Annotated in this window: 19 protein-coding genes, 1 tRNA gene and 1 riboswitch; of the genes, 8 read left to right on the top strand and 12 right to left on the bottom strand. The window is 45.0% G+C overall.

Translation table 11 applies throughout. From position 1 onward, the window contains the following. Positions 1-114: 114 nt before the first annotated feature. The 3 genes from era to U0033_RS12385 form a co-directional block, all read right to left on the bottom strand. Positions 115-981: a GTPase Era gene (gene era / locus U0033_RS12375; protein ID WP_072361137.1), complete on the bottom strand. Its 867-nt coding sequence runs from the start codon at positions 979-981 to the stop codon at positions 115-117. A 113-nt stretch (positions 982-1,094) separates the two neighbouring features. Continuing rightward, positions 1,095-1,166, bottom strand: a tRNA-Met gene (locus tag U0033_RS12380). A gap of 363 nt (positions 1,167-1,529) precedes the next feature. Beyond that, on the bottom strand, positions 1,530-2,027 hold the full coding sequence (locus U0033_RS12385) for a single-stranded DNA-binding protein (RefSeq protein WP_072361135.1): 498 nt from the start codon (positions 2,025-2,027) through the stop codon (positions 1,530-1,532). 194 nt (positions 2,028-2,221) lie between these two features. After that, a riboswitch (TPP riboswitch) is annotated at positions 2,222-2,314 on the top strand. Between the two features lie 92 nt (positions 2,315-2,406). Here U0033_RS12385 and U0033_RS12390 point away from each other — a divergent pair. Next, on the top strand, positions 2,407-4,785 hold the full coding sequence (locus tag U0033_RS12390) for a TonB-dependent receptor (protein WP_072361133.1): 2,379 nt from the start codon (positions 2,407-2,409) through the stop codon (positions 4,783-4,785). Positions 4,786-4,997: 212 nt separating this feature from the next. After that, positions 4,998-5,996, top strand: coding sequence for a hypothetical protein (locus U0033_RS12395; protein WP_072361132.1), 999 nt, complete (start codon positions 4,998-5,000; stop codon positions 5,994-5,996). A 53-nt stretch (positions 5,997-6,049) separates the two neighbouring features. Here U0033_RS12395 and argH read toward each other — a convergent pair whose 3' ends face one another. The 8 genes from argH to U0033_RS12435 all read right to left on the bottom strand — a co-directional run bounded on the left by argH (position 6,050) and on the right by U0033_RS12435 (position 14,617). Further along, positions 6,050-7,381, bottom strand: coding sequence for an argininosuccinate lyase (gene argH / locus U0033_RS12400; protein ID WP_072361130.1), 1,332 nt, complete (start codon positions 7,379-7,381; stop codon positions 6,050-6,052). Positions 7,382-7,387: 6 nt separating this feature from the next. Continuing rightward, positions 7,388-8,458, bottom strand: coding sequence for a M20 family metallo-hydrolase (locus U0033_RS12405; RefSeq protein WP_072361127.1), 1,071 nt, complete (start codon positions 8,456-8,458; stop codon positions 7,388-7,390). Positions 8,459-8,461: 3 nt separating this feature from the next. Then, positions 8,462-9,250, bottom strand: coding sequence for an acetylglutamate kinase (gene argB / locus U0033_RS12410; RefSeq protein WP_072361124.1), 789 nt, complete (start codon positions 9,248-9,250; stop codon positions 8,462-8,464). Between the two features lie 46 nt (positions 9,251-9,296). After that, the gene (locus tag U0033_RS12415; protein ID WP_072361121.1) at positions 9,297-10,250 is read right to left on the bottom strand and encodes a Rossmann-fold NAD(P)-binding domain-containing protein; all 954 of its coding nucleotides are present in this window, start codon (positions 10,248-10,250) and stop codon (positions 9,297-9,299) included. Positions 10,251-10,425: 175 nt separating this feature from the next. Beyond that, entirely contained in the window at positions 10,426-11,550 is a 1,125-nt protein-coding gene (locus tag U0033_RS12420; RefSeq protein WP_072361119.1) for an aspartate aminotransferase family protein, read from the bottom strand. Positions 11,551-11,572: 22 nt separating this feature from the next. Next, complete coding sequence (gene argC, locus U0033_RS12425) at positions 11,573-12,550, bottom strand: N-acetyl-gamma-glutamyl-phosphate reductase (protein ID WP_072361116.1); 978 nt, start codon at positions 12,548-12,550, stop codon at positions 11,573-11,575. Between the two features lie 6 nt (positions 12,551-12,556). Next, positions 12,557-13,759, bottom strand: coding sequence for an argininosuccinate synthase (locus U0033_RS12430; protein WP_072361114.1), 1,203 nt, complete (start codon positions 13,757-13,759; stop codon positions 12,557-12,559). A 42-nt stretch (positions 13,760-13,801) separates the two neighbouring features. After that, positions 13,802-14,617, bottom strand: a complete 816-nt coding sequence (locus U0033_RS12435) for a GNAT family N-acetyltransferase (RefSeq protein ID WP_245801771.1) — start codon at positions 14,615-14,617, stop codon at positions 13,802-13,804. A 1,031-nt stretch (positions 14,618-15,648) separates the two neighbouring features. On the opposite strand from U0033_RS12435, the gene U0033_RS12440 reads away from it, so the two are divergent. Beyond that, complete coding sequence (locus U0033_RS12440; RefSeq protein WP_072361108.1) at positions 15,649-17,043, top strand: Gfo/Idh/MocA family protein; 1,395 nt, start codon at positions 15,649-15,651, stop codon at positions 17,041-17,043. Between the two features lie 109 nt (positions 17,044-17,152). Here the strand turns inward: U0033_RS12440 and U0033_RS12445 are convergent, their stop codons facing one another. Continuing rightward, complete coding sequence (locus U0033_RS12445) at positions 17,153-18,412, bottom strand: sugar MFS transporter (protein ID WP_072361105.1); 1,260 nt, start codon at positions 18,410-18,412, stop codon at positions 17,153-17,155. A gap of 389 nt (positions 18,413-18,801) precedes the next feature. On the opposite strand from U0033_RS12445, the gene U0033_RS12450 reads away from it, so the two are divergent. The 5 genes from U0033_RS12450 to nagB all read left to right on the top strand — a co-directional run bounded on the left by U0033_RS12450 (position 18,802) and on the right by nagB (position 25,419). Beyond that, positions 18,802-20,448: an MFS transporter gene (locus U0033_RS12450; RefSeq protein WP_072361102.1), complete on the top strand. Its 1,647-nt coding sequence runs from the start codon at positions 18,802-18,804 to the stop codon at positions 20,446-20,448. Then, entirely contained in the window at positions 20,420-21,385 is a 966-nt protein-coding gene (locus U0033_RS12455) for an ROK family protein (RefSeq protein ID WP_072361099.1), read from the top strand. Before U0033_RS12450 ends, U0033_RS12455 begins: the two co-directional genes overlap by 29 nt. 32 nt (positions 21,386-21,417) lie before the next feature. Further along, entirely contained in the window at positions 21,418-22,473 is a 1,056-nt protein-coding gene (locus tag U0033_RS12460) for a N(4)-(beta-N-acetylglucosaminyl)-L-asparaginase (protein ID WP_072361096.1), read from the top strand. Positions 22,474-22,544: 71 nt separating this feature from the next. Then, the gene (locus tag U0033_RS12465; protein ID WP_072361093.1) at positions 22,545-23,282 is read left to right on the top strand and encodes a copper homeostasis protein CutC; all 738 of its coding nucleotides are present in this window, start codon (positions 22,545-22,547) and stop codon (positions 23,280-23,282) included. 211 nt (positions 23,283-23,493) lie between these two features. Then, positions 23,494-25,419 carry a glucosamine-6-phosphate deaminase gene (gene nagB / locus U0033_RS12470; RefSeq protein ID WP_072361090.1) on the top strand — a complete coding sequence of 642 codons (1,926 nt, stop codon included), beginning with the start codon at positions 23,494-23,496 and terminating at the stop codon, positions 25,417-25,419. Positions 25,420-25,532 lie beyond the last annotated feature (113 nt).

The raw sequence follows: 25,532 nt of genomic DNA on the forward strand, positions 1-25,532 counted from the left end.
GTTCCTGCGAACTTTTAATCTGCACTCGTTTTATCAGTGCGTTATAAATCTTCAAACAAGAAGGGGTTTATTCCTTCGGTATGTAAAACCACGCTCCTCTACCCTTTCAATCTCTTAGTACCCGTACTCTTTCAAATAAAGATCATTATCTCTCCATTTCCCTCTCACCTTCACAAACAATTCCAAAAACACTTTCTGCCCAATAAACTTTTCAATATCCTCACGTGCCATGGTACCCAGTTTCCTGATCCCGCTTCCTTTATCTCCCAGGATAATCCCCTTCTGTGTATCCCTTGTCACGATAATCTCTGCAGATATTTTCGTCAGCGTCGTTTTTTCCTGGTACTGTGTTACGACTACAGCTGTGTGGTAAGGAATCTCTTCTTCGTACAAATGAAAGATCTTTTCCCTGATCATCTCTGCTACAAAGAAACGGGTTGATTTATCAGTCAATGTATCTTCGGGATAGAACGGGTCACTCTCCGGCAGCAATTCTACGATGCGCTTTAACAGTGCATCCACGCCCTTATTCTGCAAGGCAGAGATGGTGATCACGGGTGCCTTGCCCCACTCTTCACATTGCTTCACGACTTCTTCCAGCTTCTCTTTTTCCATCACATCCATCTTGTTGATCACAAGCAGACATTTTGCTTTCAGTTTCAGCGAGTCAAAGAGTGCGAGGTTTTCAGCAACATTATCTCTGACATCCATCATCAGCATGGCGACGTCCGCATCTTCCAATGCAGACTTCACGGCACCCATCATTTTTTCGTGTAAGCGATAACGGGGATCTATGATACCCGGGGTATCAGAAAAAACGATCTGGTAATCGTCTGTAGTGACGATTCCTGTAATGCGGTGTCTGGTTGTTTGCACCTTCGGCGAAACAATAGCGAGCTTTTCGCCAATGAGTACGTTCATGAGGGTGCTTTTCCCTGCATTTGCTTTACCGAAGATATTTACAAACCCTGCTTTATGCATGTATTAAAGATTCTATTCTAATTTCCTAAATTACCAGAAATAAAAAAAGCCGAATTGCTCGGCTTCTTTCTGAATGCTATAAAAAAATCCCGACCTGGTCGGGACTTCGTTTGTAGCGAGGAGGGGATTCGAACCTCTGACCTTCGGGTTATGAGCCCGACGAGCTACCTCTGCTCTACCTCGCAATGAGAGTGCAAAGATAGAAAAAGAATCATCGCTGCCAAATCTTTTTTAAAAGAATTTGTTTTTCCCGCTAAATCAAACAACAGGCCGGTTCGTCCTAACGCAATGCCATAGCTGCTTACAAAGCAGGCAGTTCATTAGAAAAATGGCTAAAAGTTTTTTTTTGAACACATGGATGAATAAAAAAACTCACTCCTGCTTTTGGCAAAAGTGAGTTTTTTAAATTCATAGAAATGAAAATATCAATGAACTGCTGACATCACTCAGGGATAAAGAACAGACCTATAGACGAAATTTATCTCTTCTTAAAAGATGATATCATCCCTTATAAGACGAAATCCATCCCCTCTTAAAAAGGAAATTCATTAAAATGGCAAATCACTCCTCCTTCCATCGTCCTTCACTTCCTCATCCTCCTCACCTTTCAATTCTTCTCCATCTTCCCCATCCAGTTCTTCACCCACCTCATCTTCCATCTCCTCACTATCAGCTACTTCTTCTCCAAGGCTCGCCTCCTCTACCCCGGCACGGCTCGTTCCCAGCACACCCCTTGCTCCCGGCAGTAAAGCCAGCTCCCCCACTCTCAGGTTCACCCCTGCCAGCGCCTCTCCCTGCTTTCCTACAAAGCCTTTGAAATCAGGCCGGCCTTCCAGGTACACCAAAGTACCCTTTCTTAAATACGGTGCCAGGCTATCGCGCCCCCAGACAGAACAATTAATCCAGGTAGTCCGCTCCTGCACCACTCCCTGTAGGTTTCTAAATTGTTCGTTTTGCGCTACACTAAATGACAGCATAGATTTCCCATTGATGACTTTTTTCAAAGCATCATGCCCCAGATGGCCAATGACCGAAAGTTTGATCATGCAATTACAAATTGATGGTTAACAATAAATAATAAAACGTGTGAAATCTTTCCAGGGGGGATAATATATATATGCAATTCTAATTTAATGAATTTCTATCATTTAAAAAAAATTTCTCGTTTTTAGCCGGGCACACTATACCTTTGTACCTGAAACCGGTATGTACAACCGTACATTTTTCAAAACCACCAACCGGCTTCACCTCGGGGTGCCTTACTATCAGGCTGAGATCAGACCCGTTGAACCTGATCAGGTAATGCTGATTAGGAAAGGTAAGTGAATCAATTCTTCCTTACCCACATACGGCAAGCTGCACGCACATGCGTAGCAGATAACTTAATGCTACCCTCATAGCGTAGCTTTTTAAACTAATGCGTCCATGAGACAATTCTTACTGCTATGGCTGTTACTCGCCGCAGTCTCGGTAAAGGCACAAACCGTGCTTACCGGTGTAGTTACTGACAAGAAAACCGGCCGCCCGCTCGAAGGCGTTTCTGTCAGCATTCTTTCTGCCGATAATACCGGTGCTTATTCTAATGTAAATGGCGTTTACCGCATACTGCTCCCTTCACAGGGCACTTTTACCATCAAAGCCACTTACCTGGGCTTTCAGCCTCTCACTATTGCTGTGCACGCAAATGGTACCCGCACCAATGCTGACCTGCAACTGGAAGAAACCGGTCTCTTCGTACAGCCTGTGGAAATTACCAGCCTCCGGGTTGGCCAGCATGCACCCTTTACACAATCTACCATCACTGCCGAAGAGATCAAAAAGCAGAACCTGGGGCAAGACCTCCCGATCCTGCTCAATCAAATGCCTGGCGTAGTCACTAACTCCGATGCTGGCACTGGTATTGGTTATACAGGCCTGCGTGTAAGAGGTACGGACATTACCCGTATCAACGTTACGACCAATGGTATTCCTGTTAATGATGCTGAATCACAGGGCACTTACTTCGTAGATATTCCGGACCTCGCTTCCAGCGTGAGCAGTATTCAACTGCAGCGTGGTGTAGGTACCTCTACCAATGGTGCAGGCGCTTTTGGTGCTTCGCTCAACATCAGTACCAACGACTACAGAGAAAAAGCTTACGGTGAAATTTACAACAGCTTCGGCTCTTTCAATTCCTGGAAGAACACGGTGAAAGCCGGTACCGGTCTCATTAACGGTCACTTCACTGTAGATGCACGTCTCTCCAGGGTAACATCCAACGGTTACATTGACCGCGCCAGCTCAAACCTGAAATCTTTTTATACTTCTGCTGCCTATATTTCCAGGAACACTGCTATCCGGCTGAATGTCTCCTCTGGTACTGAAAAGACTTACCAGGCCTGGAATGGTGTTCCGCCGGACTCCATGGCTCATCACCGGACTTATAATTCTGCCGGCCAAAAATCTGATGGCACTTACTACAAGAACGAAACAGACAATTACCAGATGGACAACTACCAGTTGTTCCTCAACCAGGCTATTAGCGATAAACTGAACTTCACCGTTGCCGCTCACTATACCAAGGGAAAAGGGTATTATGAACAATACAAAGAAGCACAGGCTTACAGCTCTTATGGCCTCACAAATCCTGTCATCAATGGTGCGGAAGTCAGCAGCACAAATCTCATTCGCCAGCTATGGCTGGATAATAATTTCTATGGCAGCATCTTCTCTGTCAATTACCAGGGGGCTAAATTCTCCTGGAGTGTAGGTGGGGGCTGGAACCGGTACGAAGGCAATCACAATGGCCAGGTCATCTGGGCACAATACGCCATCAATAAGGATTACAAATACTATGACCTCGATGCCATGAAGCGTGATGCAAATATCTACTGGAAAGGTGAATACAAGGTGACCAAAGCACTCCGCATATTTGCCGATCTGCAGTATCGCAATGTGAAGTATAATATCGATGGCTTTGAAAAAAATCCTACACTCATTCAGCACAACAAATACAAGTTCTTCAATCCGAAAGCAGGTATCACCTACTCTATCAATGAGCAGCAGGATGTATATGCTTCCTTCGCTGTTGGTAATAAAGAACCTAACCGCGATGACTTCGAAGCAGCCCGGCAACAGACACCAAAATCGGAATCACTTCGTGATGTAGAAGCAGGTTATACCCTGCATAAACACAACCTGGTATTGCAGGCGAATGTTTATTATATGAACTACAAAAATCAACTGGTGCAAACCGGTAAACTGAATGAAGTAGGCGCTTATACCCGCACCAATATTCCAAAGAGTTATCGTGCAGGTATTGAGTTGCAGGGCACGCAGCGATTGGGCAAATACTTCAGCATTGGGCTGAATGCAGCACTTAGTCAGAATAAAGTGAAGAACTTTGTAAGTTATGTTGATAATTACGATACCGGTGGCCAGGATACCATGGTATCTAAAAGCAGTAACATCGCGTTTTCTCCTGCTTTCGTAGGTGGGTATACACTGACTGCAAAGCCGATCAAAAACCTGGAGATCAGTTTAGTCGGTAAGTATGTAAGCCGCCAATACCTGGATAATACAGGTGAGAAAGAACGTAGCCTGGATGGGTATTATACCAATGATCTGCGCTTCAATTACATCGTGCCTCAGCATCTCTTTAAAGAGCTGGGTATACAGTTTATGCTGAATAATATCTGGAACGCTATGTATAGCCCTAATGGTTATACTTATATACACCGGGAAAACGGGCAGTTAATCTCTACAAACGGGTATTACCCTATGGCAGGAACCAATTTCTTTGCCGGGGTGAATATTGGATTTTAATCAAAATAAAGAAGGGTCATTCATTTTGCATTTTCAAATTGTAAACGAATCAATCCTCTCCAAAGAGGCTGTATCATAATCCAGATACGGCCTCTTTTTTTTCGTATCCCTGATGGAGTCGTGTTCCCGTTTAAGCAAATCTCAGAGGCTATTTTTATTTATGGGCCAAGCTCTTTTTTTATATCTTCGCCGAAGCCCTAAATTTTAACTATATGTCAATTAAAAAACTCATTAAGACCAGATGGACTGTCGAAAGTGACAGGATCACCATCTACCCCTACGGATTGTACTTTATCGTAAGCGTAATTCTGGCTATTCTTGTTATCGGATTTACCATTGTTGTGTATATTATGGAACCTTACAGTTTTGACCACACAATGACTTATCTCATTCCGTTTTCTATTGTCTTCCTGGCATTGTTCTTTGCGAGCGGGTACACGCATATTATCTTTGACAATAGCAATTTCACGATGACTAAAAAGTGGATGGGGATTATTCCCGTCGTAACAAAATCTTTTGATCAGCTGCACAGTATCAATGTAATGCGACAGTCAACAGGGGGTTTTAATTTCAGGATGTATCCGAAAGACAACAAGTTTGGAAAAGGCATTGCGCTTTCCTCCTATTACGCAAAAGATACGCACCCTAATTGTGTGGCGTTTACCAATGAGGTGATTCCCCTGATTCATCGCTACCTGGATATGTCCAGCCCACTGAAGGAACAGAAAGAGATCATAACCGAATATCAGTACTTTACTGAGAGCAATGGGATCTACACCTATAAACAACACAGGATCGGTGCTGTTCTTTTTGTGATTGTCTGCCTGGCATTTGGCATACATGAATGTACACCGTATGCTTATAGCCTGGATAAAAGTGATATGTTTCGGGTCTTTATGATTGCAGTGCCGTTACTGTTTGCCGGCATCTTTTTGAATGCGATGTTCATGAATATTATATTCGATACTAAAACCCGGATGGTAGAGAAAAAGAGTCCTGCGAGGATAGGGAATTTGAAAATGCCATTTGAATATTTTCAGAACTTCCATATGATCAGAAAGACAACGAATGGGGCTTATTCAGGTACAGAAGTACATATGATCTTTCATGAGCCGGGGGCGAAGAATACAAAGAGTTTGCTGATCAGGCATGTGCGGAATACGAAGAAGATTGACAGACTGGTGGATGAAATAAAAAGTATTATGAGATAAAAAAAGGGGCGGAATAATATTCCACCCCTTTTTAATAAAATCGGTTAGTAAGTCTACTTAGTCAATGCCGCAATCGCCGCATCTACTTTTACAAAGTTAAAACCTTTCAACACATCTTCCATCATTTTCTTTATTTCTGCCGTACCCGGGTTGCCAATACTTCCCTCATGTGTATGTTGCACAGCTTTCTCAGGTGCAAACGCACCCTTTTCAATATCCAATCCCACCTGCTTGTAAGCTTCTCTGAAAGGCACTCCTTCCAGCACGAGCTTATTCACCACCTCCACGCTAAACAGATATTGGTACTTCGCATCATCCAGGATATTCTCTTTGATACGAATATTAGACAGCATCAGTCCTGTCATTTTGATACAATCTTTCAGTACCCCAAATGCAGGAAACAAATTCTCTTTCAGCAATTGCAGATCCCTGTGATAACCCAGGGGTAAATTGGTGATCATCATCGCAATCTCATTCGGCAATGCCTGTAATTTATTGCAATGAGAACGGATCAGTTCCCATACATCCGGATTCTTTTTATGAGGCATAATGGAACTACCAGTTGTCAGCTCATCAGGGAAACTGATGAACCCGAAGTTCTGGTTCATAAACAGCGTTGCATCCATTGCCATCTTAGCCAGGGAAGCGGCTATACCTGCCAGTGCAAAAGATACGATCTTCTCAGTTTTACCACGGCCCATCTGCGCATACACCACATTGTAATTCAGGTCATCGAAACCTAATAACTGGGTAGTGAGTGTACGATTCAGGGGGAAGGAAGAACCATATCCCGCAGCAGAACCCAGCGGGTTTTTATTCACTACTTTGTAAGCTCCCTGCAGCATGGTCAGGTCATCGACCAGGCTTTCTGCATATGCACCGAACCAGAGCCCGAATGAAGAAGGCATTGCGATCTGCAGGTGTGTATAACCCGGCATCAGGCGGTCCTTGTATTCCTCACTCTTTTGCTGTAATAAATCGAACAGGGTTTTCACTTCCTGTACCAATCCCTGCAACTCAGCACGCAGGAACAATTTCAGGTCTACTAAAACCTGGTCATTCCTGGAACGTCCGCTATGGATCTTTTTACCCACCTCACCCAAACGGCGGGTCAGCAGCAATTCTACCTGGGAGTGAATATCTTCTACCCCATCTTCCAGTACAAAATTGCCTTCCTGTATCTCTTTATAAATTTGTTTCAGTTCCTTTTGCAAAACAGCCAGTTCATCTGCCGTCAACAGGCCAATTGTCTGCAGCATTGTCGTATGCGCCAGTGACCCGAGCACATCGAAAGGCGCGAGAAAAGCATCCATTTCACGGTCTTTACCTACCGTGAATTTATCTACTTCAGCGAGGGCTGCTTTGTCTTTTTGCCAGATTTTCATTTCCAATTAGTTTTTAATAATCTCTTCCAACAATGATATGTAACTGTCTATTCCCTGCCTGATCTCATCCACAAAAATGTATTCATCAGCCGTATGTGACCTGGCAGAATCTCCAGGGCCCATCTTGATAGAGGTAGCCGGGATCAATGCCTGGTCAGAGGTGGTAGGTGAACCATAACAAGTTTTCCCTAATCTCACGCCGCCCAGTACAAACGGATGATCCAAAGGAATCCCTGAAGGACGCATCCGGATAGAACGTGGCTTTATTTCACATTGTACATTCGCCTGAATGATCTCCAGGATCTCTTCCAGTGTATACTGTTCCGTTACACGCACATCCACGACGAACGATACATCAGCAGGCACCACATTATGTGCTTTATTTGATGTGTTGATCACCGTTACGCTCATCTTCACAGGGCCGAGTGTTTCAGATACTTTTGGATACTGGTAAGTACGGAACCATTCGATATCGGATAATGCCTTGTAAATGGCATTTTCACCTTCATTTCTGGCCGCATGACCAGCCTTGCCGTACACCGTACAATCCAGTACCATCAGCCCTTTTTCGGCAATCGCCAGCTGTGTTTGTGTTGGCTCTCCTACGATCGCAAATTCGATGGCTGGCAACTGATCGAGAATGCTCTCAATACCGTTGTGACCACTGATCTCCTCTTCGGCAGTTGCCGTGAGGATCACGTTGTATTTCAGATCACGGCGCTCGTAGAAATGCAGGAAAGTAGCAATCAGGCTTACCAGGCAGCCTCCTGCATCGTTGCTTCCCAATCCATACAGTTTGCCATCCTCAATATCAGGAGAGAATGGGTTACGTGTATATTGCGGATTAGGCTTTACGGTATCGTGATGAGAATTGAATACGATCACTGGTTTAGCAGGATCGAAGTATTTATTTTGTGCCCAGATGTTATTCAGATGCCGGTTGAAAGGTATGTTCCTTGCTGTCAGAAAATCGCCTATCAGCGTAGCAGTATCCTGCTCTTCCCTGCTCAGCGAAGGTGTTGCGATCAATGATTTTAATAGTTCAACAGCATCAGTGTACAGTTGTTGGTTCCACATAGGTTAGCGTATTAAGGTGCCAGCTACGGTGTCAGAGGTATTGCTCAGCACATCATCTGCATGGCCGATCAGCACTTCATTTACTCCACTCTCAATTGCAGCAAATGCGTTGTTCAGTTTAGGAAGAATTCCGTCTGTCAGCACACCGTCTGCCAGTAGCTCATTATAGATCTGACGATCGATCAGGTTAATTACAGCATTATCATCCTGTGCGTCGTGAAGTACTCCTTTCTTTTCGAAACAATAGATCAGTCTTACGTTATATACTTTCGACATGGCAATAGCCAGTGCAGCAGCAATGGTATCTGCATTGGTGTTCAGGATCTGCCCCTTGCCATCATGGGTAAGGGAAGCAAATACAGGTGTCAGGTTGGCTTCCAGCAATGCTTTCAGCGGTGTGGACTGTACCTGGTCATTGTTGATGTCTCCTACAAATCCGTAGTCGATCTCTTTTACAGGGCGTTTTACAGCGGGAATAATATTCGCGTCAGCACCGGTCATACCAATGGCATTGCAGGCATTCGCCTGCAATTTGGCAACCAGTTGTTTGTTCACCAAACCACCATATACCATGGTCACTACGTCAATTGTTTCCGCATCTGTAATACGGCGGCCATCTACATATTTCGATTCGATACCCAGCTTGTCACCTATTTTTGTTGCAATCTTTCCTCCACCGTGTATCAGTATTTTCTTACCCTGAATTTTTGAGAACTTCTGTAAAAATGTATCCAGTAAAGCAGGGTTGTCGATAACGTTACCGCCGACTTTAATGACAAAGAGATCGATCATATCTTATGTAAAATTGGGAGGCATCCTTTGCGGGGATGCCTTCATATTATTTATTCTTCAAAATCTCACTTAACACAGCCTGCGCAGCCCAAACACGGTTGCCGGCTTCTGGTATGACGATCGAATTCGGCCCGTCCAGCACTTCATCCGCAATCACCACATTTCGCCTTACCGGCAGGCAGTGCATGATCTTCGCATCGTTGGTACCACGCAGCTTTGCATTGTCTACCATCCAGCTGGGATCCGTACAGGTGATCTTACCATAGTCGTTATAGTTAGACCAGTTCTTTACATATACGAAGTCAGCACCTTCCAGTGCTTTATCCTGGTTGTATTCGATCTGTGCACTGCCACTGAATTTAGGATCCAGTTCATAACCGTGAGGATGTGTGATCACAAAATCAACTTCACCCCATCCATTCATCCATTGTGCAAATGAATTTGGTACTGCCTGTGGCAAAGCTTTCACGTGAGGAGCCCAGGTCATCACTACCTTTGGTCTGCGAGGCTGATTCCAGCGCTCTTTGATCGTGATTACATCGGTAAGGCTCTGCAGCGGGTGCAGGGTAGCACTTTCCAGGCTGACTACAGGTACACCTGCATATTTGATAAACTGGTTAATATACTTCTCTGTGTAATCGGCCTCCTTGTCTTTCAGACCAGGGAAAGTACGGATGGCCATGATGTCAAAGTATTGACCCATTACTGCTGCTGCCTCTTTCACGTGTTCTGAAGTGCTACCATTCATAATCACACCATCATTCATTTCCAGTTGCCAGCCTTCCTTATCGATGTTGAATACTACCGCTTCCATCCCAAGGTTCTTCGCCGCTACCTGCGTACTTAATCGTGTTCGCAGACTCGGGTTTAAGAAGATCATGCCCAGGGTCTTGTTCTCACCCAGTTTCTTATCTTTAAAAGGCTGTTTCTTGTAGTCCAAAGCGATATCCACTAAACGTGGAACACTTGGCACATCCTCTACTGAAATAAATTGTTTCATTTTTTCTGTATGGCGCTGTAATGATGATAATTTAAAAAGATCGTTAGCAATTCATTCCAATTTTTAAAGCCGGCCGCAGGCCATTCTCCCCGCAGCAACAGCTGATACCTCCGGCATTAGCTGCTGCTGCGGTTTGTCTTTTATTGAAATTTAAAATGAATTCCTACCAAATTAGTTAATTCAGCTCTTTGCTGAATGCAGTCAAAAACTCGTTAGCATGTTCCATGGTCAATGCCAGTGAAGGCAGCAACCTGATCACATTTGGCTTCGCTTCACCTGTAAAGATCTTATGCTTAAATAACAGTTCTTTTCTCACATGGTTCAGTGATTCCGGCAGTTCAATACCGATCATCAACCCCCGACCTCTTACTTCTGTCACCTGCGGGAACTTTTTCAGCTCGCTGATCAGGTAGTTACCCACCTTCTCTGCATTCGCAATCAGGTTTTCATTTTCCATCGTCTCCAGTACGGCCAGAGCTGCTGCACAAGCCAGGTGGTTACCACCAAAGGTAGTACCCAGCATACCGTAAGCCGGTTTAATATGCGGCGCGATAATGATGCCACCAATCGGGAAACCATTACCCATACCTTTTGCCATGGTATAAATATCTGCATTTACACCCGCATGATCGTGGGAGAAGAATTTACCGCTTCTGCCATAACCACACTGCACGCTGTCTGCAATAAATACTGCATTATACTGATCGCACAGGCTCCTGATCTTTTGCAGGAAAGAAGCGCTGGCAACTTTAATACCACCTACACCCTGAATACCCTCGATGATCACAGAAGAGATCTCGTTAGCTTTGAAAGCCGCTTCCAGTGCTGTTTCATCTTCCCATGGCAGGAAGATCACGTTGTCAGTCTGGTTCACAGGCGCTACAATCTTAGGATTGTCAGTCACCGCTACAGCCAGGGAAGTTCTGCCGTGGAAGCTGTTTTTGAAAGCAATTACTTTCTTTTTACCATTGTAGAATGACGCCAGTTTCAGTGCATTCTCATTTGCTTCCGCACCGCTGTTCACGAGGAACAACTGGTAGTCTGGCTTACCACTCAGTTTACCAAGTTTTTCAGCCAGCTGCTGCTGAATAGGGATCTTCACAGAGTTAGAATAGAATCCAACTTTTTTCAGTTGTTCAGTCAGTCTCTTTACGTAATGAGGATGAGTATGACCGATAGAGATCACGGCGTGACCACCATACATGTCAAGATATTGATTGCCCTGGTCATCCCAAACATTGGAACCTAAGGCTTTGTCGATGGTAATATTATTGATGGGATATACGTCGAATAAATTCATTTTTCAGAAGGATCTTGAGATTTTAAAATACGATTGATTTCAGCTTCAGTCCTGCAGTTTCATCCAGACCGTACATGATATTCATATTCTGAATGGCCTGTCCGGAGGCACCTTTCACCAGGTTGTCTTCGATAGAGTGGATCACGAGTTTGTTGCCCACTTTCTCCAGCTGGATCAGGACCTTGTTGGTGTTCACCACCTGTTTCAGGTCAATCTGTTTATCACTTACATGTGTGAAAGGATGATTTGCATAATAGTCTTTGTACAGCTGCTGTGCTTCTTCGAGAGTAAGATCGCTGTTCAGGTAGGATGTGATCCAGATGCCTCTTGGGAAGTCACCTCTTACAGGTACAAAATTGATCTCACCGCCAAAGGATGGTTGCAACAGCTGTAAGCTTCGTCGTATTTCCTTCAGGTGCTGATGGCTCAGCACTTTGTATGTACTCACGTTGTTGGCTCTCCATGTAAAATGGGAAGTCGCCTGCAGGCTTTGTCCGGCACCGGTAGAACCTGTGATACCGGTAGTATGTACTTCCTGCAGTTTGCCGGCCTTTGCCAGTGGCAGCAGGCCGAGTTGTATAGCAGTAGCAAAGCAGCCAGGATTGGCAATATTCTTTGCGTGTGCAATTTTCTCTCTGTTCATTTCAACCAGACCATACACGAATTCACGGCCTTTGGCTGTTTCACCGAGCCTGAAGTCCTGGCTCAGATCGATGATATTGATGTTGGCAGGGATGTCGTTGTCTTCCACAAATTTCTTTGCTTCACCATGTCCCAGGCAAAGGAAGATCACGTCTACATCATTGCTGAGCTCTCCGGTAAAGGTGAGTTCAGTTTCGCCCAGCAGGTCAGCATGTACGGCATATAAAGGATTGCCGGCATTACTGCGACTGTGTACGAAAGATATATTTACATTGGGATGATTCAGCAAAAGACGGATCATTTCGCCGCCACCATAACCAGCGCCGCCTACGATCCCTGCGTTGATTTTTTTCTCCATTATTAGTTATTTGCCGCCCTTAGCGCTCTCAGTTACCTGATGCCAGATCATAGTCTGGTTACCAAAGATCTTGCTGAAGCCTCTTACGTCTTCACCGCTCCAGCCATTATTCATTTCACCGTATTTACCGAATTTGCTGCTCATCAGATCGTAAGCAGATTCGATACCAGTTACCTGGAAGCGGTAAGGCTGTAATGTTACAAATACATCACCGGTCACGTTTTCCTGGGCGTGTTGTAAGTACGCTTCGATGTCGCGCATTACAGGATCAAGGATCTGACCTTCGTGTAGCCAGTTACCGTAGAATGCAGCCAGTTGATCTTTCCAGCTCAGCTGCCATTTTGTAAGCACGTGTTTTTCCAGTGCATGGTGTGCTTTCAGAATGATCACAGGCGCGGCAGCTTCGAAGCCTACGCGGCCTTTGATACCGATGATGGTATCACCTACGTGTATATCGCGGCCAATGGCAAATGGGCCTGCAATGGTTTGCAAATACTGGATCGCTTCAGAAGGATGAGCGAAGGTCTTATCATTTACGCCGCTCAGTTCACCTTTTACAAATTTCAGTTTCACCTGCTCAGTACCGTCTTTCGTCAGCTGTGTAGGCCATGCTTCTTCAGGCAGGAAACCGTTGGAAGTCAGGGTCTCTTTACCACCTACTGAAGTACCCCACATACCCTTGTTGATGGAGTATGCAGCCTTTTCGAAATTCATTTCAACACCTTTCTTTTTCAGGTAAGAAATTTCTTCTTCACGGCTCAGTTTCATATCACGGATCGGGGTGATAATTTCAACACCTGGGATCATGATATTAAAGATCATATCAAAACGCACCTGGTCGTTACCAGCACCGGTACTACCGTGTGCTACAGCGTCAGCACCTACTTCTCTTACGTATTCGCCGATAGCGAGTGCCTGGCTCATACGCTCAGCACTTACGCTCAGCGGGTAGGTATTATTCTTCAGTACATTACCGAAGATGAGGTATTTGATCACACTATCATAATAAGAGCGTACTGCATTTACCGTTTTATGGCTCTTCACACCTAAATTGTAAGCGCGCTTTTCAATTTCCACCAGTTCTTCCTCAGAAAAACCGCCGGTATTCACGATTACAGAATGCACTTCATATCCTTTTTCTTCGGTCAGATATTTAACGCAATAGGAAGTATCGAGTCCTCCGCTAAATCCCAGTACTACTTTTTTCATTTACTTATAGTGATAATGATTGTTGATAATAATATTGTCTATCTACAAAAAATTAAACAGGAAGAATCTTTTCTTGCTTGCAGCAGCAGCACCGCCACCGCTTCCTCCTTCTTTTTCCTTACCGCTCTTGAGCAGTACGAATCTTTTGAAACGGAGCCAGCGTTCGAACAGTTTGAAGTTGTTAGAGAACTTACGTTTCCGCTGCGGATGCTGGATGGTGCCGTTTGCAGCGACCATCACCTGCGGCTGCGATGCCACATTGTAATGCTCAGCTTCACGCTTTGCTTTCTCTTCTGCTTCTTTAGCTTTCTCTACCGGATCGTAGAGCATAGCTGTACACAAACAGTTTTTGCGGTTCTTGCTGGTGAGCACATCAAAGTTAACACAACTACGGCAACCTTTCCAGAACTCTTCATCATCAGTCAGTTCTGAATAAGTTACGGGCTCATAGCCCAGCTCGGAGTTGATCTTCATCACAGCAAGGCCTGTCGTGAGACCAAAGATCTTGGCATCAGGATATTTCTCGCGTGAGAGTTGAAATACTTTATGCTTAATGGCTTTCGCCACACCATGTCCACGGAATGCAGGGTTTACGATCAGGCCTGAATTGGCTACAAACTTCTCGTGGCCCCAGGCTTCTACATAGCAGAAACCTACCCATTCACCTTTGTCAGTTAATGCGATCACAGCTTTACCTTCTTCCATTTTATGTTGTACATACTCTGGAGAACGCTTGGCTATACCTGTTCCTCTGGCCTTGGCAGAAGCTTCCATCTCGTCGGTAATAGTCTTACCGTAATGCTGATCGTCAACGGTGGCTACCCGTACGATGATATTCGGATTTTCCAATCTTGTCAATTGAAAACGTTACAATAAATAAATTGAATTAATTCCCATGTTTGATGGGAGGAAATACCTTAATGGATTTGTGAAGAGTCATTAAGGTTGCGATAGCGGGCTGGCTAGGCGGCACTATCAAATACGAGGTCGTCGGGAAAGGTATCTAAAGACATTGAACCCAATGGAACACTCACCTTCCATCAGGGAAGGGTGAAAAGGAGAAAGAGTATGGGCCGCAAAGTTTTCCAACTTCAGTTCAGCATTAAATTGTTAAAAACTGTCTTTAATTAATCAACCGCAAAGTTATAATATTATTTATTCAATGTGGTCAAAAAATTTTCAGGTTTACTGTTAAATTTCCAGTGCAAAATTAACAAAAGCCGAGCCAAACAGAGATTTACAGGAAATATTTTTTTTAAATCTATATTTTGACTGATATGCAATGTGTTATAAAACAGGAGCCCAAAAAGAGCACCTGTTTACCTGGTTGTGTTAATTTTAACAGCTTATAGAAAGTAGTTTGCCCCTGCTGTACCCCAGTCAATACAGGGCAGGCTTTGGCACCCATAATGGTGATCCTTCTCCCCTTTGTTTTCGTGCCAGGTAATAATAAGATATGCTTGTGACCCCGGTCGCGGTTGCTGTTACGCCCCCACTCGATCGTAATGGATGGCCATCAATTTGTCCATACTTTTCAAACGGGGATCTGTAGAAAGGCTGTAAAACTATCCCCGGCAAATAGAAACATCACATTCTGCCGGGCCTTCCCCTATTCCTTGTCAGTAAAGGTGCTATAAACAGGTTGTAATCAATAATATTTTCATCGTTTTATACCATGGTTCCAGCAGCTAATACCATTCAAAGGTCCATTATCGCTATTAGCAGAGAAAATAAAGGAAGTTAAAGTGAAAATAACAGGATTTTGCCCGGTCTCCGCCCGGCGAAAAAAATTGCATTTGCAATTCATTTACATTACATTTAACGACCAGCTACACAATACAATACACCATTCAATCATGTTATCGCCAAGAGTAAAACCAAAATGAAACATGAAAAAGCAGCATTTACACCGGAGAACATTTCTCAAAAACACCATGGCCGCCGGAGTCGGCCTCACTTTGCTGGATACTCCTAGCAGACTTTTTGCAAACGTTAAAAAAGAAAAAGTAAGAATGGGCCTCATTGGCGTAGGTGCCAGGGGGCAGGGCCATCTTGAACTATGCCTGAACCGTGCAGATGTAGAAGTTGTTGCCATCGCTGATCCGGACACCAACTGGGCGATTCCGGGAGCCAGAAAACTCATTGACAAAATTTATGGCAGCAAAAAGAAAGTAGCAGAATACACGAACGGACCCGAAGATTTCCGCAACCTGCTCAAACGTGATGACATCGATGCAGTCATTATTGCTACTCCCTGGGAATGGCATACACCACAGGCTGTCGCTGCAATGAAAGCAGGCAAGACACCAGCAGTGGAAGTATGTGGTGCTACGGATGTAGCGGAGTGCTGGCAGCTTGTGAACGTTTCTGAAGAAACGGGCGTGCCCGTATTTGCAATGGAAAATGTAAGCTATCGCCGTGATATCATGGCAGTGCTTAACATGGTACGTCAGGGTTTGTTTGGAGAGTTGATTCACTTGCAGGGCGGCTATCAGCATGATCTGCGTAAAGTAAAATTTAATGATGGCAAGCAGATTTATGGCGGTGGTGTTGAGTTTGGCGAAAAGGGGCTATCAGAAGCACACTGGCGTACGAATCATAGTGTGCATCGTAACGGAGACCTCTACCCTACACATGGTCTGTGGCCGGTAGCCAATATGATCAATGTGAATCGTGGCAATCGTCTTGTATCCTTAACATCTGTGGCTACTAAAAGTCGTGGCTTGCATAAATACGTTGTCGATAATAGTAGTGAGAGCCATCCGAATGCAAAAGTGCAGTTCAACCTGGGGGATATTGTGACGACACTGATCCGTACCAGTAATGGAGAAACGATTATGCTTAGTCACGATACAAATTCACCTCGCCCCTACTCTTTGAATTTTCGTGTACAGGGAACGAATGGATTGTGGATGGATGATAAAGCGAGTGTATACGTTGAGGGTAAGAGTCCATATGATGAGTGGGAGAAGGCTGGTGAAGCAGGAGATGCGGGTAGCTATATGGGGAAATATGATCACCCGCTGTGGAAAAGGTATACGAAGAGTTCAGCTGGCGCGGGGCATGGAGGTATGGACTGGTATGTGATCAATAGCTTTGTGGAGAGTATAAAGAGAGAGGCGCCTTATGCGCAGGATGTGTATGACCTGGCTACGATGTATGCGATCACACCATTGAGTGAGGCATCAGTAGCAGAAGGTGGAAGTGTGCAGTATATACCTGATTTTACAAGAGGCAATTGGATGAATCGAAAACCGGTCTTTGCACTCGATGACCAATATTAAAAAAGAAAAAGTCCGCAAGTAAAATTGCGGACTTTTTTTATGTATGTACTCTACTAATTTTCTTTAGCATCTTCATTACATGAAACAGTATTAAAATATACTGCTACATCTATTTTTCTTTCAATCCTACTTTATGACCACTCAAGCCATAATACAGGATATATACATAACATGGCAGCATTACCATATAAGCAATATGCCTGTCAGTACTCCTTGCAATTGCACCATAAATCAGCGGCAGGATCGCACCACCACAAATCGCCATCACCATGAAAGCAGCACCGATCTTGGTATGTCTACCCGCTTTATTCATTGCCAGCGGCCAGATACCAGGCCACATCAATGCATGTGATAAACTCAGCAGGATAATACAAATGATAGAGCTCCATCCGGTAGTTACCAGCGCACCTACAGAAAGCACCAGTGCCATTGTAGCACAGATGATCAAACCCGTTTTCTGAGAGATGAATTTTGGAATCAGCACGATACCGGAAAGATAACCTACAGTGAGTGCAATCAGGCTATAAATACCCAGGTTGGTTGCAACCATTTTCTGTAAGCCATTGTACTCCCCATACAATGCCAGCGAATCAATTGCCAGCACTTCCACACCTACATACGCGAAGATACATACAACCCCCAGCAGCAAATGCGGCGGAATGCCTTTCTTAACGCCGGCTTCATCAGCAGCGGCACCATTTTCTTCGTCTGTGTTAATTTCAGGCAGATCAGATTTTCTAACCATGAACGCAAGTGCCAGCAGTACGACTGTCATCACCAGGTAAGGAACAACCACACGTTGTGCCAGTGCCTGCAGTTCTGCTTCTCTTGCAGCTCCCGTCAGCGTTTCGATCCTGGCAGACAATTCGGCGGCATCACTGAATAACAACTGTACCAGTACGAAAATTCCAATCATACCAGCCACCTTGTTACAGATCCCCATGATACTAATACGCTGTGCCGCTTTTTCGATCGGGCCCAGGATCGTAACATAAGGGTTAGAAGCCGCCTGCAGCAGTGTCAGACCAGTACCCTGTGCGAATAATCCCAACAGGAATAATGGAAAGCTACGGGTGTATGCAGCAGGAATAAAAATCAGGGAACCCACGGCCATAATAAGCAGTCCAAGAGACATCCCCTTTGTAAAACCAATTTTCTTCAGGATGGCAGATGACGGAATTGCCATTACCAGGTAACTAATGTAGAAAGCAAAGGTGACGAAAAACACCTCGAAGTCTGATATTTCGCAGGCCTGCTTCAAAAATGGGATCAGCACGCTGTTCAACCAGGTCACAAATCCAAAAATGAAAAATAAAGTGCCGATAATGCCCATCGCTTTGCCGTAGCTGCTCTGCGGTTCTGATTGCATAGGTAAAGGCCCTTTAACGGGTGGTGTAGCGGATTTCCCCATACTGCTGTTTTATATATTATTTAAACACTTTGATTGATACTTGCGAACATACTTAACAATTTCAGCATTTCCTAATGAACAACCATGGTTTGAGCAATGTTAATAGACAGATGCTAATTTTCCACGCTAAATAGATTAAAAAGTATATTAATTCCACCCGCCTTTCGGATTTTTGTCAATTATAAACGGAATTAGATAGATATTTTATACCATATTAGCTAAAACGTTTTTGCATCAAGAAAATCGGGATTTTTTTCCTAAATTTTTAGGAATTGTCAAAAAATAATTTATACATTTAACGCTGCAAAGATTACAGTAATTTAACACGTTAACACGTTAGCACGTTTATGGGTCAACAAACAAAGCAAAGTACACATCCCTCTTTCTTTGTACTGATACTTGTATTTTTTTTCTGGGGTTTTGTTGCTGCCTCGAACAGCATATTCATCCCCTTCTGTAAGGCACATTTCCACTTGAATCAGCTTGAATCACAGCTGATTGACTTTTCATTCTATGGTGCTTACTTTATCGGCTCCCTCCTGCTGTACTTCCTGTCAGCATTGAGAGGCGTTGATATTCTCAACAAGATCGGTTATCAGAAAGGTATTATCTACGGCCTTCTCATTTCTGTCGTAGGTGCTGTGGCGCTCATCGCCGCAGTAAATTTCGGGAGCGGCATGGCGAATGAAACCTATGCCTTTTATCTCATCCTGGGCGCATTCTTCATTGTTGCCCTTGGTTTTTCACTTCAGCAGACTGCCGCCAATCCTTTTGCGTTCCTCCTCGGGGATCCTTCCAAAGGAGCTCACCGTCTGAACCTGGCTGGTGGTATCAACTCACTTGGTACAACCATCGGCCCACTCATCGTGAGCATCCTGCTCTTCGGTAGTGCAAAGGGTGCAGCGAGCGCAGATACTGACATCAGTAAGATCAACACGCTTTACATCCTGCTGATCGGGCTGTTCCTCGTGGCTGCTGCTATCTTCTGGTTCTCAAAAATGCCGAAAGAAACTTCGGATGAACCATTTGAGCAATCACCAAAAGCAAGTAAAACCCTGGCTGCCATCACCGCATTGTTCGTATTAATAATGATCGGTCTGGGCCGGGAAAACAAACTGCCTTTCTTCATTATCGGTATCGTGGGTATTCTCTCAGTACTGTTCTATGCGAAAATCATTTCGCAGAAAGGTGCTACCTTATCAACAGGCAGCGAAGGCTGGGGTGCCATGAAATACCCACAGCTGGTACTGGGCATGATCGCCATCTTCGTATATGTAGGGGTGGAAGTTACCATCGCCAGCAATATGGGTGGCCTGCTCGAAACTAAAGGCTTCCTCACTGAAAACGGTTTGACCACAGCAGAAATTGATCCTTATGTTTCCCTGTTCTGGGGTAGTATGATGATTGGTCGCTGGACAGGTGCCATCTCCGTATTCAATGTGTCTGAGAAGTTGCGCAAAGTCCTATGCGTAATCGTGCCATTTTTCGCTTATGGCCTTGTTCTGGCAGCTAACTATGCAAAAGGTACAGATGTAAGTGTATTGTACCCGTATGCAGGCATTTTAGTGATCCAGATCATAGGTTTCTTTGCCGGTCAGGACAAACCTGCACAAACACTTATGATTTTCGCCATACTCGGTATTCTTGCCAATGCAATTGGTCTGTGCACTACCGGTTATGTTTCTCTTTTCAGCTTCATCAGCGGCGGTTTATTCTGCTCCGTTATGTGGCCATGTATCTTCGCACTTTCCATCGCTGGTCTGGGCAAGTATACAGCACAGGGATCTTCATTCCTGATCCTGATGATCCTGGGCGGTTCCCTCGTACCTCCTGTACAGGGTGGCCTGGGCGACGATCCAAGTATTGGAACGCATTATTCCTATATAATCCCAGTAATATGCTTTGCATATCTGGCATTCTTTGCATTCAGAGTAAAAACTATTTTAAAATCACAGGGAATCGATTATGAGTCAGCAATTAGCGGTGGGCATTGATATTGGAGGAACCAATACAAAATTTGGCATAGTAGATCGCAGAGGTAACATTCTATGCGACGGTCGTATGCTAACGAACCAACATGAAAACGTAGACGCGTTCCTGGACGAACTGCACGGACACCTTTCCGTATTGATCGATCAGGTAGGTGGAATCAAAAACATCAGAGGAATTGGCGTAGGAGCTCCTAACGGAAACTTCTATACCGGAAATATTGAATACGCTCCGAACCTTCGCTGGAAGGGGATCGTTCCATTGTCGAAATTGCTGGAAGCTAAATTTGGTATCCCTGCTGTTTTAACAAATGATGCAAATGCAGCTGCACTGGGTGAATTTATGTACGGTGCTGCCAGAAGCATGAGAGACTTTATCGTCATCACCCTGGGTACAGGCGTAGGTAGCGGTATCGTTGCAAATGGTCAGCTGATCTATGGTCACGACGGTTTTGCCGGCGAACTGGGTCACTGTATCGTCATCCCTGGTGGTCGTTTCCACCCTGGAACCAAGGCCCATGGCTCACTGGAAGCATACGCTTCCGCTACAGGTGTGACCAACACTGCACTGGAATTCCTGGAAACCCGTCCGAATGAAAAAAGTCTGCTGCGTGAATTCAAAAAAGAAGAAGTAAATTCAAAAGTAATTTATGAAGCTGCCATGAAGGGCGATACCCTGGCCATGGAAGTGTATGAGTTCACCGGTAAGATCCTGGGTGAGGCAATTGCGAACTTCGTAATGTTCTCCAGCCCTGAAGCGATCGTACTGTTTGGTGGTCTGACCAAAGCCGGCGATCTGTTAATGAAACCAGTTCGTGAGCATATGGAAAAGAACCTGCTGCCTATCTTCCAGAATAAGGTGAAGCTGGTATTCTCCGAACTGAAAGAAAGCGATGCTGCGATATTAGGTGCGAGCGCACTGGCATGGGAGATGAAAGATTAATATCAACATAAAGCACTTGTAATTTAAACATCATGCAAGATCGCAGACATTTTTTAAAAGCAGCGGCCCTGGGTGCCGCTGCTTTGTCTTTAGACGGAGTAAAGAGCGCACAGGCATTACCGTTTGTAAAAAAAGACAGAAGCACTAAGCCCATTGTATTATCTACCTGGGATTTTGGCCGTGCAGCCAACCTGGCCGCATGGGAAATTTTAAAGAAAGGTGGTCGTGCACTGGATGCAGTGGAAGCCGGTGTAAGAGTACCGGAAGCTGATCCTAACAACCACACCGTAGGTTTTAGCGGCAATCCGGACCGCGATGGCCGTGTGACACTGGATGCCTGCATCATGGATGAAAAGGGCAATTGTGGCTCCGTAGCCTCCCTGGAGCACGTTACCCATGCTATTTCCGTAGCACGCCTGGTAATGGAAAAAACACCACATGTAATGCTCGTAGGTGATGGTGCCCTGCAATTTGCATTGTCACAGGGTTTTAAAAAGGAAAACCTGCTCACACCGGAGTCTGAAAAGGCCTGGAGAGAATGGCTGAAAACTTCCGAGTATAAGCCCGTCATGAACATCGAAAACTCCTCTTACGGGCAGGGTAGTAACCCTACCACTTTTAGCCCCCGCATGCTGCCTGGAAACGAGTATAACCACGATACCATTGGTATGGTGGCCATCGATGCAAACGGAGACTTATCCGGTGCATGTACCACCAGTGGCATGGCATATAAACTGCATGGCCGTGTAGGCGACTCTCCTATCATTGGCGCAGGTTTGTATGTAGACAACGAAATCGGTGCTGCTACTTCTACAGGTGTGGGTGAAGAAGTGATCCGCATTGTAGGTAGTCACCTCGTAGTAGAACTTATGCGTCAGGGTTATTCTCCTGAAAAAGCTTGTAAAGAAGCAGTAGAACGCATTGTGAAGAAAGGGCCTGAAAGAGCAAAGGGGCTGCAGGTAGGCTTCCTCGCAGTGAATAAAAAAGGTGAATACGGCGCTTATTGCCTGCAGAAAGGATTCAATTATGCCGTACTTTCTGAAAAGGAAAATAACGTGCTGATTGACGGGAAAAGCTACTATAAATAGTCTTCTTTTTTCAAAAGAAAACCTGTGATAGCTTACAATCCGAATAAGAACCGATACCTCATAAATAAGACATGATTACACTCGAAATATGTGCGGGCTCAGTCGCATCCTGTATCGCAGCTCAGGAAGGTGGTGCAAAACGTATAGAACTGTGTGACAACCTGCTGGAAGGCGGTACCACACCCAGCTATGCCACCATTGCCCTGGCACGCGAAAAGGTAACGATTGACCTGTATCCCATTATCCGCCCCCGTGGTGGCGATTTCCTGTACGATGACCTGGAATATGCCACCATGCAGAAAGATATTCAGCTCTGCAAAGAACTAGGTTGTAATGGCGTGGTAATAGGTTTACTCACCGCCGATGGCAAGGTAGACGTACCGCGTACCAAAGCACTGGTAGAACTGGCATGGCCTATGGGCGTGACCTTTCACCGGGCATTTGATATGACAGCCGATCCTTTGCAGGCACTGGAAGACGTGATCAGTACTGGTTGTGAACGCATCCTCACTTCCGGTCAGCGAAATACCGCTATTGAAGGCGCTGCCCTCCTGAAAACACTCGTTGAAAAATCAGCAGGCCGCATTGCCATCATGGTAGGCTCGGGCGTGAGAGCAAATAATATTGCTACACTGATCAAAGAAACCGGCGCCACAGAGTTTCATACCTCGGCCAAAGGTTATAATGAAAGTAGAATGGTGTACAGAAATCCAAATGTGAGTATGGGAGGTATACCAGGTGTTCCAGAGTATGGCATTTCCCAGACGCAGGTGGATGAAGTGAAAAAAATATTAGTATTAGCGAAATAATGAAAAGCGCTTTTGCCGTTGCAAAAGCGCTTTTTTTTTGCCCCTTAATAGCTTTTTCTCACATCCTAATACAATTATTTTAAGTGTACCCGATACATTTATGATTTTTGTCGTTTCTGCTTAAACACACACAAAAATTCTACCTCGGTAAGAAGATTTTTTTTAATTTTCGGTCTCGTTTTTAAACCGCATCTAATCCAAATTAACAATCATGACGCTAAATCATCAGGAAATTGAACTGATTGACAGTTTCGAACAAATAGCCGTGGATATATATCCTACCGCTAAAGACGGTTCCAAAGCAGTGGCACAGGAAATAGCAGCATTGATCAAGGCAAGACAGGCCACTAACAAAAATGTAGTGTTAGGCCTGGCTACCGGCTCTACTCCAAAGTATCTTTATGCTGAACTTGTTCGCCTTCACAGAGAAGAAGGACTGAGTTTCAAAAACGTGATCACTTTCAATCTGGATGAATACTATCCGATCGAACCCGATGCGCTGCAGAGCTACAACAGGTTCATGAAGGAACAGCTGTTCAACCACATTGACATTCCGGAGGAAAACACACACGTACCAGATGGTACTATTCCAAAGGAAAAAGTGAAAGAATTCGCAGCTGAATATGAAGCAAAAATTGAAGCTGCCGGTGGTATTGACCTGCAAATTCTCGGTATTGGTACCAATGGCCATATCGGGTTCAATGAGCCAGGTTCTGCCCTCACTTCTCACACCCGCCTCGTAACACTGGATAACTCAACAAGAATGGCGAATGCATTCGAGTTTTCCAATATGAGCCTGGTACCCCGTCTCGCTATCACAATGGGTCTGAATACCATTTTCAAAGCGAAACGTGTCGTACTGCTGGCATGGGGTTCCCATAAATCTAAAATCGTTCAACGCTCCGTTGAAGGTCACAGCAGCGACCAGGTGCCAGCTTCCCTGCTGCAACAGCACTCTGACTGCAAATTCGTGATCGATGAGCAGGCAGCAGAAGACCTGACCCGTAACAAGGAGCCATGGCTGACCGGTGACTGCGAATGGACGCCTAAACTGCGTCGTAAAGCGGTAACCAACCTCGCCCTGAAGCTGAACAAACCCATCCTGATGCTGACTGACCGTGATTACAACGAAAATGGTCTGAATGACCTGATCGTACAATACGGTTCCGCATATGAATTAAATATCGAAGAGTTCAACGGTCTGCGTGATACCATCACCGGATGGCCAGGTGGGAAGCCAGGTACTCAGTTACCCAGCCACCCTGAACGCTCTGAGCCACTGAAAAAACGTGTGCTGATCTTCTCTCCACACCCTGATGATGACATCATCTCTATGGGTGGTACCTTCATCCGCCTGCACGAACAGGGTCATGATGTACACGTAGGTTACCAGACTTCCGGTAACATCGCGGTAACTGACGAGTTCGTACTGCGTTATATCGACTTCGCAGTAGGCTTTGAAGATATGTTCGGCATCGACCGTAGCAAGAGCTCCCAGGTACTGGCGGATGCGAAAGCATTCCTCGGTTCCAAGAAACCTTCCCAGAAGGATTCTCCTGAGATCCGTGCTATCAAAGGCCTGATCCGTCGTGGTGAAGCAAAAGCTACCTGCCGCTACGTAGGTATCCCTGAAGAAAATATCCACTACAATAACCTGCCTTTCTACGAAACAGGTCTGATCGAGAAAGCACCTGCAAGCCAGGCTGACATCGATATCACCAAAGACCTGATCCGTAAAATTAAACCACACCAGATCTTCTGTGCCGGTGACCTCGCCGATCCACATGGTACCCACAAAGTATGCCTGGAAATCATCTTCGCTGCGCTGGATCAGCTGAAACACGAAGAGTTTATGAAGGAGTGCTGGGTATGGTTGTATAAAGGTGCATGGCAGGAATGGAAGATCAATGAGATCGAAATGGCAGTGCCAATGAGCCCTGACCAGGTAAGACAAAAACGCCTGGGTATCTTTATCCACCAGAGCCAGAAAGACGTTGTACCTTTCCAGGGTACAGATAGCCGCGAGTTCTGGGAAAGAGCTGAAGACCGTAACGCAGATACCGCGAACCTGTACGACCAGTTAGGTTTGCAGAAGTATGCAGCGATGGAAGCTTTTGTAAGGTATCATTTCATGTAAGATATCTATTTGATGTAAGTATTTGCTTGTTATACGAAAAGGGTGATTGGGAAACCAGTCACCCTTTCTTATTTACAAACTCAGCAGTGCTGGTTTCTATTAAAAGCCCCTGT

This window comes from Chitinophaga sancti, from assembly GCF_034424315.1.
Taxonomy (GTDB): domain Bacteria; phylum Bacteroidota; class Bacteroidia; order Chitinophagales; family Chitinophagaceae; genus Chitinophaga; species Chitinophaga sancti.

What these genes read in the sequence shown, in the direction of transcription:
- era (WP_072361137.1), bottom strand. Translation starts at nt 981, where the DNA reads ATGCATAAAGCAGGGTTTGTAAATATCTTCGGTAAAGCAAATGCAGGG.
- U0033_RS12385 (WP_072361135.1), bottom strand. Translation starts at nt 2,027, where the DNA reads ATGATCAAACTTTCGGTCATTGGCCATCTGGGGCATGATGCTTTGAAA.
- U0033_RS12390 (WP_072361133.1), top strand. Translation starts at nt 2,407, where the DNA reads ATGAGACAATTCTTACTGCTATGGCTGTTACTCGCCGCAGTCTCGGTA.
- U0033_RS12395 (WP_072361132.1), top strand. Translation starts at nt 4,998, where the DNA reads ATGTCAATTAAAAAACTCATTAAGACCAGATGGACTGTCGAAAGTGAC.
- argH (WP_072361130.1), bottom strand. Translation starts at nt 7,381, where the DNA reads ATGAAAATCTGGCAAAAAGACAAAGCAGCCCTCGCTGAAGTAGATAAA.
- U0033_RS12405 (WP_072361127.1), bottom strand. Translation starts at nt 8,458, where the DNA reads ATGTGGAACCAACAACTGTACACTGATGCTGTTGAACTATTAAAATCA.
- argB (WP_072361124.1), bottom strand. Translation starts at nt 9,250, where the DNA reads ATGATCGATCTCTTTGTCATTAAAGTCGGCGGTAACGTTATCGACAAC.
- U0033_RS12415 (WP_072361121.1), bottom strand. Translation starts at nt 10,250, where the DNA reads ATGAAACAATTTATTTCAGTAGAGGATGTGCCAAGTGTTCCACGTTTA.
- U0033_RS12420 (WP_072361119.1), bottom strand. Translation starts at nt 11,550, where the DNA reads ATGAATTTATTCGACGTATATCCCATCAATAATATTACCATCGACAAA.
- argC (WP_072361116.1), bottom strand. Translation starts at nt 12,550, where the DNA reads ATGGAGAAAAAAATCAACGCAGGGATCGTAGGCGGCGCTGGTTATGGT.
- U0033_RS12430 (WP_072361114.1), bottom strand. Translation starts at nt 13,759, where the DNA reads ATGAAAAAAGTAGTACTGGGATTTAGCGGAGGACTCGATACTTCCTAT.
- U0033_RS12440 (WP_072361108.1), top strand. Translation starts at nt 15,649, where the DNA reads ATGAAAAAGCAGCATTTACACCGGAGAACATTTCTCAAAAACACCATG.
- U0033_RS12445 (WP_072361105.1), bottom strand. Translation starts at nt 18,412, where the DNA reads ATGCAATCAGAACCGCAGAGCAGCTACGGCAAAGCGATGGGCATTATC.
- U0033_RS12450 (WP_072361102.1), top strand. Translation starts at nt 18,802, where the DNA reads ATGGGTCAACAAACAAAGCAAAGTACACATCCCTCTTTCTTTGTACTG.
- U0033_RS12455 (WP_072361099.1), top strand. Translation starts at nt 20,420, where the DNA reads ATGAGTCAGCAATTAGCGGTGGGCATTGATATTGGAGGAACCAATACA.
- U0033_RS12460 (WP_072361096.1), top strand. Translation starts at nt 21,418, where the DNA reads ATGCAAGATCGCAGACATTTTTTAAAAGCAGCGGCCCTGGGTGCCGCT.
- U0033_RS12465 (WP_072361093.1), top strand. Translation starts at nt 22,545, where the DNA reads ATGATTACACTCGAAATATGTGCGGGCTCAGTCGCATCCTGTATCGCA.
- nagB (WP_072361090.1), top strand. Translation starts at nt 23,494, where the DNA reads ATGACGCTAAATCATCAGGAAATTGAACTGATTGACAGTTTCGAACAA.